The 6,737-nt window shown below is 58.1% G+C and carries 4 protein-coding genes; 3 read left to right on the top strand and 1 reads right to left on the bottom strand.

Annotation, left to right across the window (positions count from 1 at the left end):
* Positions 1-111: 111 nt before the first annotated feature.
* Complete coding sequence (locus K1Y02_24235) at positions 112-1,593, bottom strand: hypothetical protein (protein MBX7259491.1); 1,482 nt, start codon at positions 1,591-1,593, stop codon at positions 112-114.
* A gap of 154 nt (positions 1,594-1,747) precedes the next feature.
* Here K1Y02_24235 and K1Y02_24230 point away from each other — a divergent pair, with 154 nt between their 5' ends.
* The 3 genes from K1Y02_24230 to K1Y02_24220 form a co-directional block, all read left to right on the top strand.
* On the top strand, positions 1,748-3,169 hold the full coding sequence (locus tag K1Y02_24230) for a hypothetical protein (GenBank protein ID MBX7259490.1): 1,422 nt from the start codon (positions 1,748-1,750) through the stop codon (positions 3,167-3,169).
* A gap of 99 nt (positions 3,170-3,268) precedes the next feature.
* The gene (locus K1Y02_24225; GenBank protein ID MBX7259489.1) at positions 3,269-5,263 is read left to right on the top strand and encodes a sodium:solute symporter; all 1,995 of its coding nucleotides are present in this window, start codon (positions 3,269-3,271) and stop codon (positions 5,261-5,263) included.
* Between the two features lie 28 nt (positions 5,264-5,291).
* Positions 5,292-6,737, top strand: a 1,446-nt coding sequence (locus tag K1Y02_24220) for a hypothetical protein (GenBank protein ID MBX7259488.1), incomplete at its 3' end; no start/stop codon positions are given.

The raw sequence follows: 6,737 nt of genomic DNA, 5'->3' as shown, positions 1-6,737 counted from the left end.
GGTAGCGCCGCGATCGCCGAGCGCGGCGCCGCGTTAGTGCTGGACGCTACGTGTACCGCAAGCCTGCGCACAGTTCTCAACCTGAGGTTGCCAACCTTATCGCGCCCGCTTCTAATCCTTAAACCGAATCGCGTAAATGTCTGCTTCCTTCAACGCAAACCGGAACATGATCGGCTGCCCCTTCAGGCTCGATAGGTCTTTTCCGTCTTTCCACGCGACAACCTGCTCAAGACTGTCCCCAAAGAGTTCGGGCGAACCTTCCATCTTGAATCCTTCGATGGGAGTCGCGGTCTGGTCCATGACCTCAATCGTGATGCTTCCTCCCGCGGATGTAGAGAAATTCAATGCGAGGTTGTTGCCAGAACAAACCATAGGCCGCGTGATGAATTCTCCTCCTCCAAGGGGCGCGTGTACCGATGCAAAACCATCCAGTCGAAGCGTATAGCGCCGCAGCGTACAACTCTTTCCGGTGAAGTAGCTTTCCGTCGCATACACCGACAGTTCATTCACGCCCGGGTCAAGGCACGACGGAGTCTCTACGAGCCCCCACGCCTGATAATTGTCCCCATACGCCCAATTGTCCTTGGTCCGAAGTCCGGGGCGGATAAACGCCTCACTCCACCGGTGGAACGTCTGACCATCGCGGCTGGACATAAACAGACCATCGGTGACGGCAGTGCCTTCCCTCGGTGAGGAAGCTCTCTCGAAACGCTGACGGCGAAGTTCGAGTTCTGGTAGATTGTCCGTCACACCGGGCACCCAACCCCGATCAACGTATCTCGTCGGAAATCCCAGATAGATGTGCGGCGCACGGTAGTAGGGGATCACCTGGTTCGTATAAAGCTGCTCTTTGGGCGATCCTGGATACTCGCACCATACGGGTTCCGTCCAATGGATGAAATCTTGCGACGTTGCCGTGCGGATATCACGCAGGCCGTCGCGGAAATCGCGCACATACGCCCGGTACTCGCCTTTTACGGTGTCCCAGAATGCGACATTCTGCGTATCGAACGCCCCCGTTGTCATGACCGGTTGCTTGTCATTCAACTGTGTCCAATGAATTCCGTCCGGCGACTGAAACGCCATCAGCTTCCCGTTGTCGTTTCCGACGCACTTGTACTTGCCTTCCGGCGCACAATTCGGATTCTCATCCTTGAACGGCGTGAAATCGTGCGACGTATCTCCCATCCAGATGATGTTGTTCTCTTTGGAACCGTTGAACTCGAACAGTCCCAAGTTCGGCCGTTCCCAATGAATGCCGTCCTTGCTCTCGGCGTAGCAGGTGGTCATCGTGTGCGGTTCCGGCTCATCCTTCAGGGTCTGGTCGCTTCCGCGATACCACATCCGAATGACATCACCGTCGCGAAACGTCACAAAGTATCCGCAGGAATTCCCCTCCCATGGCTTGTCAAGCTCCAGCACCACTTCGCGCGGAATAGGAGGATGCAGTGTCAACTTTGCCTGCCCTTTGAGGCCCGCGATCAGGTTACTGTCCACCATCGGCTCCAAACGCGTGCCGATATCCAATGCCCCCGCATCCGCGCCCGTGAATGCGGCCGTCAGCGCAATCAAGATTCCTGCTGTAATCCCCATTACCGTACCCCTCTCCAAGAAGCCGCGTCATGCGGCTCGACACTCGGTATTTCCCCTGTAAAGGCTGCTACACATGATACGCGATCGGGACAGGCGACCCAAACAGCCGCTGCGTGGTCTTGCACCTTCACCTGCGAACAATTACCATTCCGCAATGAACACTGCGGCCAGCAAGTCCGGGTATAGTCGACTCCGAACCGTTACTCGCCTTGCTGGACTGTTCTTCGTCATTCTCACGGCCTTCTGTGCCTACCACGCCATCTTGTCTTGGCGTGTCCGTGCCGAGGTGAATTCACTGCGCGCACAAGGTCTCCCCGTTACGCTCGAAGAACTATCGTCCTGGTATAAGACACCCGCCGGACCCAACGCCGCCGATCTGTATCTCAAGGCATTCGCCTCAATCCAAGAACCTCCTCAGCCGTTGGCCATGGATCTGCCCATTGCGGGTGAAGGGGATCTCCCAGAGTATCCAGCCGAAATTCCTGAAGAAACCATCAAGGCTATAGGGGAATACGTAAGCGCAAACGCGGACGCTATAACGTTGCTCCATCAAGCGGCGGACATACCCAAGTGCCGGTTCCCGCTGGTTTTTGAAAGCGAACCCAACACCGGTCTCGCGCTCTCTTTGGATATAACCAAGGGCGCCCGCGCTTCCGCAAGGCTATTGACGCTCGATGCCGTTCTTGCCGCCGCGTCGCGCGACTCCGAACGCGCACACCGAAGCCTGCTCGCTTGCATTATCCTCAGCAATGCGCTGATCGATGTCCCCGACGCGGCAGGATTCTTATTGGCCATAGCCATCCGGGATATCGGCGTGCAGGATTTGAATCGCCTCCTGGATTCGGGCGAATTCTCGCAGGCGCAATTCGAGTCGCTCTCGCGCGCGTTGACTGAAAAGGATGGACATCCCATCCTCCAAATCTCCGAGATGGGCAGCCGGTGTCAGAGCCTGCATTACTTCGCGCACCGACCAAGCTGGTTCGACGCTTCAAGCTGGCAAAGGAACGGCGAGAGTCTTTCGGAGTGGCTTACGGCCGGTACCGCGGGTGCTCACATCCGCGATCTGCTCGGCATCACGAAGATCGGCCTAGCCTCCTATCTTCGGTCTTCGCGGGAACTGGCGGAGAATCTCCATAGCGACCCCAGCACCATCGGACACCGACTGGATGCCCTTCAGCGCGAAGCCAGTTCATTGATGGCCGGTAGTGAAGCGAGCAAGTTGGCCAATATGACTGCCTACACCACAAAGCAACAAGTAGGGACACTGCTCCGGTGGAGCGTTCGATCAAGACTCTTTCAGTGCCTCCTTGCGGTCGAGCGCTTCCGTCGCGACCGCAGCTTGCTCCCCGCGTCCATCGAGGAATTGACGCCCTCCTACTGCGCATCCGCGCCCATTGACCCTTACAGCGGAATGCCGATGAAGCTTCGGCCTGCGGAGAACGGATTCGTGGTCTACAGTGTAGGACCCAACCAGATCGACGACGGCGGAGTCGAAATTGAGCCGCAACTGGACGATATGATGTGGGGAATCCCGCCGCCCGGCGATATCGTCCTCCATCGTATTTCCATCCTCTGAACGTCCGTCTCCCCGTTTCGCCGGCCAAATCGAAGCGTGATCCCTCCGTGAGGTCCGTGCTACGATTGGCCCTCGATTACTGAGAAGGGGGAGTTCTTCATGTGGTCGCTAAACAGCATTGACTATGCCGTAATCGTTGTCTATTTCCTGGCATTGGTGATTCTGGGCCTTGCGCTTGAGCGCATGGCTTCGAAAAGTCTCGAGGACTACCTCATCGGCGGACGCCGTCTGCCGTGGTGGGCTCTGGGCGTCTCGGGCATGGCCTATTTCCTCGACATGACCGGAACTATGGTCATCACGTCGTTTCTCTTCATGCTCGGACCCCGCGGACTTTTCATCGAATTCAGAGGCGGAGCCGTCCTCGGACTTGTATTCATGATGCTGTGGAGCGGGAAATGGCACCGGCGCTCGAAATGCCTCACGGCGGCCGAGTGGATGATTTTCCGGTTTGGCGATGGGTTCGGCGGCCGCTTCGCGCAGGCCGTAATGGCGCTGGCGCGTGTCGTCATAACAATTGGGATGCTCGCCTACCTAATTAAGGGTGCTGGGCTGTTCCTGAGTATGTTCTTCCCGTTCTCGCCGTTCTGGTGTACCGTCATCATGATTGCGATTACTACCGTCTACACGATGATCTCCGGCTTCTACGGCGTGGTCTTCACCGACCTCTTCCAGTCTCTCATTATCCTTGTCGGCGCGATTATCATCTCTGTCATGGCGGTTACGCAGATTGCAGGCGTAGAAGACTTTGGGGCGCTCGCCGCGCAAATCACCGGCAATGCACAGTGGATGACTACCGCGCCGCAATGGCGCACAACCATGCCCGCAGGCTACGAACCCTACGAAGCCCTGATCATGTTCGCGTTCTTTTACCTGCTGAAGACGACCTTTGCGGGGCCTGACTCCGGCGGCGACCCTCGCTACTTCGGCGCCCGCAACGACCGTGAATGCGGCCTCCTTTCCGCCTTCTGGATCTTCTTGATGACCATCCGTTGGCCCATGATGATGGGCTTTGCCGCAATGGGCATCTTTCTCGTTCGCGATCTCTTTCCGGATCATGGCGTGATGCTGCAAACCGCCGACCTCATCAAACAGCAGTTGCCCGATCTGGACAAGGCCCAATGGGCGACCGCGCTATCGGCCATCGCCAACCATCCCGAGCAATACCCCCAGGCCCTGATTTCGGGGTTGCAGCAACTATTGGGCGCTGACGTCTGGAACAAGAAACTGATGCTGATCGGTTTCGAAGGTGGCGTCGATCCCGAACGCATCCTGCCTGCCGTATTGCTGTACAACATCCCCGCCGGTTTGCGCGGGCTTCTGCTGATCGTGCTGCTTGCGGCGGCGATGTCCACTTTTAACGCTACCGTCAATGCCGCCACCGGTTTCGTCACGCGCGACATCTTCCAAAAGTACATCCATCCCAAAGCGAAGACCCGCGAGCTCATCTACGTGAGCTGGGCAACCGTCGTCGCTCTCGTCTCCGTTTCATTCGTGTTTGCCTACTGGGTCAAGAGCATCAACGACGTTTGGGGATGGATCATCATGGGATTGGGCGGTGGTCTTCTTGTCCCAAGCTTCCTGCGCCTGTTGTGGTGGCGGTTCAACGGCGGTGGATTCGCGGTGGGCACCTTTGTCGGTATGACTGCGGCAATCATTCAACGAGTGATGTACCCACAGTTGACCGAAGTGTGGCAATTCATTTTCCTCGCCTCGATCGGTTTCGCCGGCGCAATTGTTGGCACCTACCTGACGAAGCCCGAAGATCCCGAAGTAGTCGGCCGCTTCTATCGCATCACGCGCCCCTTCGGCCTTTGGGGACCGTTCCGCAAGCAACTACCCGCCGCGGAGCAAGAGGCGCTTCGCCTCGAGCATCGCCGCGATATCCTTTGCGTGCCCTTTGCGTTGCTGTGGCAGGTGACCATGTTCATCCTGCCTATGCAGGCTGTCATTGGAGCCTGGAGCTCTTTCTTGCCCACAGCGGTCCTATTCCTAATCGGTCTGACCGGCATGTACTTCCTGTGGTTCCGGCATTTGCCCAAGGAGAATTACTTCGAGTCCGGTGAAGAAGCAGGCGTTAAGCTGGGCGACGCGTGAGTGCTGTTCGCTGACGCTGGAGGAGGCAATGGTAACTAAGCATGCGACTGCGATCGCAGCCGCGCTCCTGCTTGTGGCGGTAGCCTCCGCTGCCGAGCCTTCCGGATCGCTGAGCGCAGCCGAAGTCAAACCCGGCGCGACCGTTTGCACATACACCGCGAAGGGTGGCGATACCGTTTCTGGTTTCTTCATCCGATTGACAAACTGCGTCGGACCCCGCGAGGAGCCGGTGGTCGCCGCATTGCGCGTGCGCGGGGAATTGCTCCCTGAGCGTGTTCAAATACCCGCCTTCCCATTTCCGCTTGTTAAGCATACGCGCGGCGATGGCCCCTACATTCCTCCACTGGACGTAGGCCAGGAATTTCGCATGGCAATTTCGCCCGTCTCGCTGAAGGAAGGCGATGAGGTGCGCGTAGAAATCGTCTCCACGGCACCACTTGTCAGCGGCCTCACGGCAGGTCTCCAGCTTCAGGGCCGTCATCCCCTGGCCGAGATGCGCAATCCATTCAGGGAAAGCCGCACGGCAGGCCCCGTGTCTCGTATCCCGTGGAAAGCGCCGGAGGTCATCGCGATTGGCAACCAGCAGAAGTTCGACCCCCAGTGCGCGCCGCAGAACAACTCTTCGATCGTCTCGGACGCCGACGGAACCCTCTTTCAGTTCACTGCCTACTATTCCGTCGATGAGCAATACGGAGGAGGGCGCGGCGGATCTTATTCACATATCTTCGGTTTTCGCAAAAATCCTGGCGAAAACCAGTGGCAGCAGCTTGGCATGATCGTCGATGTGCACAAGGGACAAACGTACTCGGGTGATCCGTTCGCGTTTCGCGATCTCGACGGTACCCCCTGCCTTGTGTATACCGTGGCCGATGGCACGAACGGTTTCGCGGACTGGAAAAAACTTGGAGCCTTTCTCCTGCGCTCGACTACGAAGAGCTTCGCGGGCCCTTGGGGCGAACCGCACGCATTTTTCGAAGACTATCCGCGCGAACCAGACGACAACAGGACCGGCGGCCGCGCCAACTGCATTCGCATCTACTCTCGCGAGAAGACCCGCGACTATGTGTTCGTGTGGACGCACGGCGCGCAGGATATGGACATTCGCGGCGTGATCCTCTCCAATCTCGACGTCACGCTCACGCATGAACAAATCGGAACGGCGCAAGTCCTCGTCCGAAATCAAGACGAAGGCGGCGGCGGCTTCCAGTTTGGCGAGAAGGGATACCTTTCCACGTGGCAGATCCCGTGGGTCAACGACCCCACCGGGATTCAGCGTGTTTACGAGTTCGACCTGGCCGATGCGTTGAACCCGGAATCCTGGCGCGTGGTCCCGGGTTCACTGGGCATGAACGATGGCTCCACCGCGTTCCGCGACGGCGGTTGCACGGCCGATTCCTGGGCGGTGTCGCTGGTGGGTAACGAGCTTTGGGCCACTTCTTGCGAGTGGAGCGTTTCCGAGAAGAAGAACTACCTA

Source organism: Candidatus Hydrogenedentota bacterium (assembly GCA_019695095.1).
In the GTDB taxonomy this organism is placed as follows: domain Bacteria; phylum Hydrogenedentota; class Hydrogenedentia; order Hydrogenedentales; family SLHB01; genus JAIBAQ01.
This window is presented reverse-complemented; position numbering and strand designations above follow the sequence as displayed.

Excerpts from the sequence above, each read along its gene's own strand:
- K1Y02_24235 (MBX7259491.1), bottom strand. The coding sequence starts at position 1,593 with ATGGGGATTACAGCAGGAATCTTGATTGCGCTGACGGCCGCATTCACG.
- K1Y02_24230 (MBX7259490.1), top strand. The coding sequence starts at position 1,748 with ATGAACACTGCGGCCAGCAAGTCCGGGTATAGTCGACTCCGAACCGTT.
- K1Y02_24225 (MBX7259489.1), top strand. The coding sequence starts at position 3,269 with ATGTGGTCGCTAAACAGCATTGACTATGCCGTAATCGTTGTCTATTTC.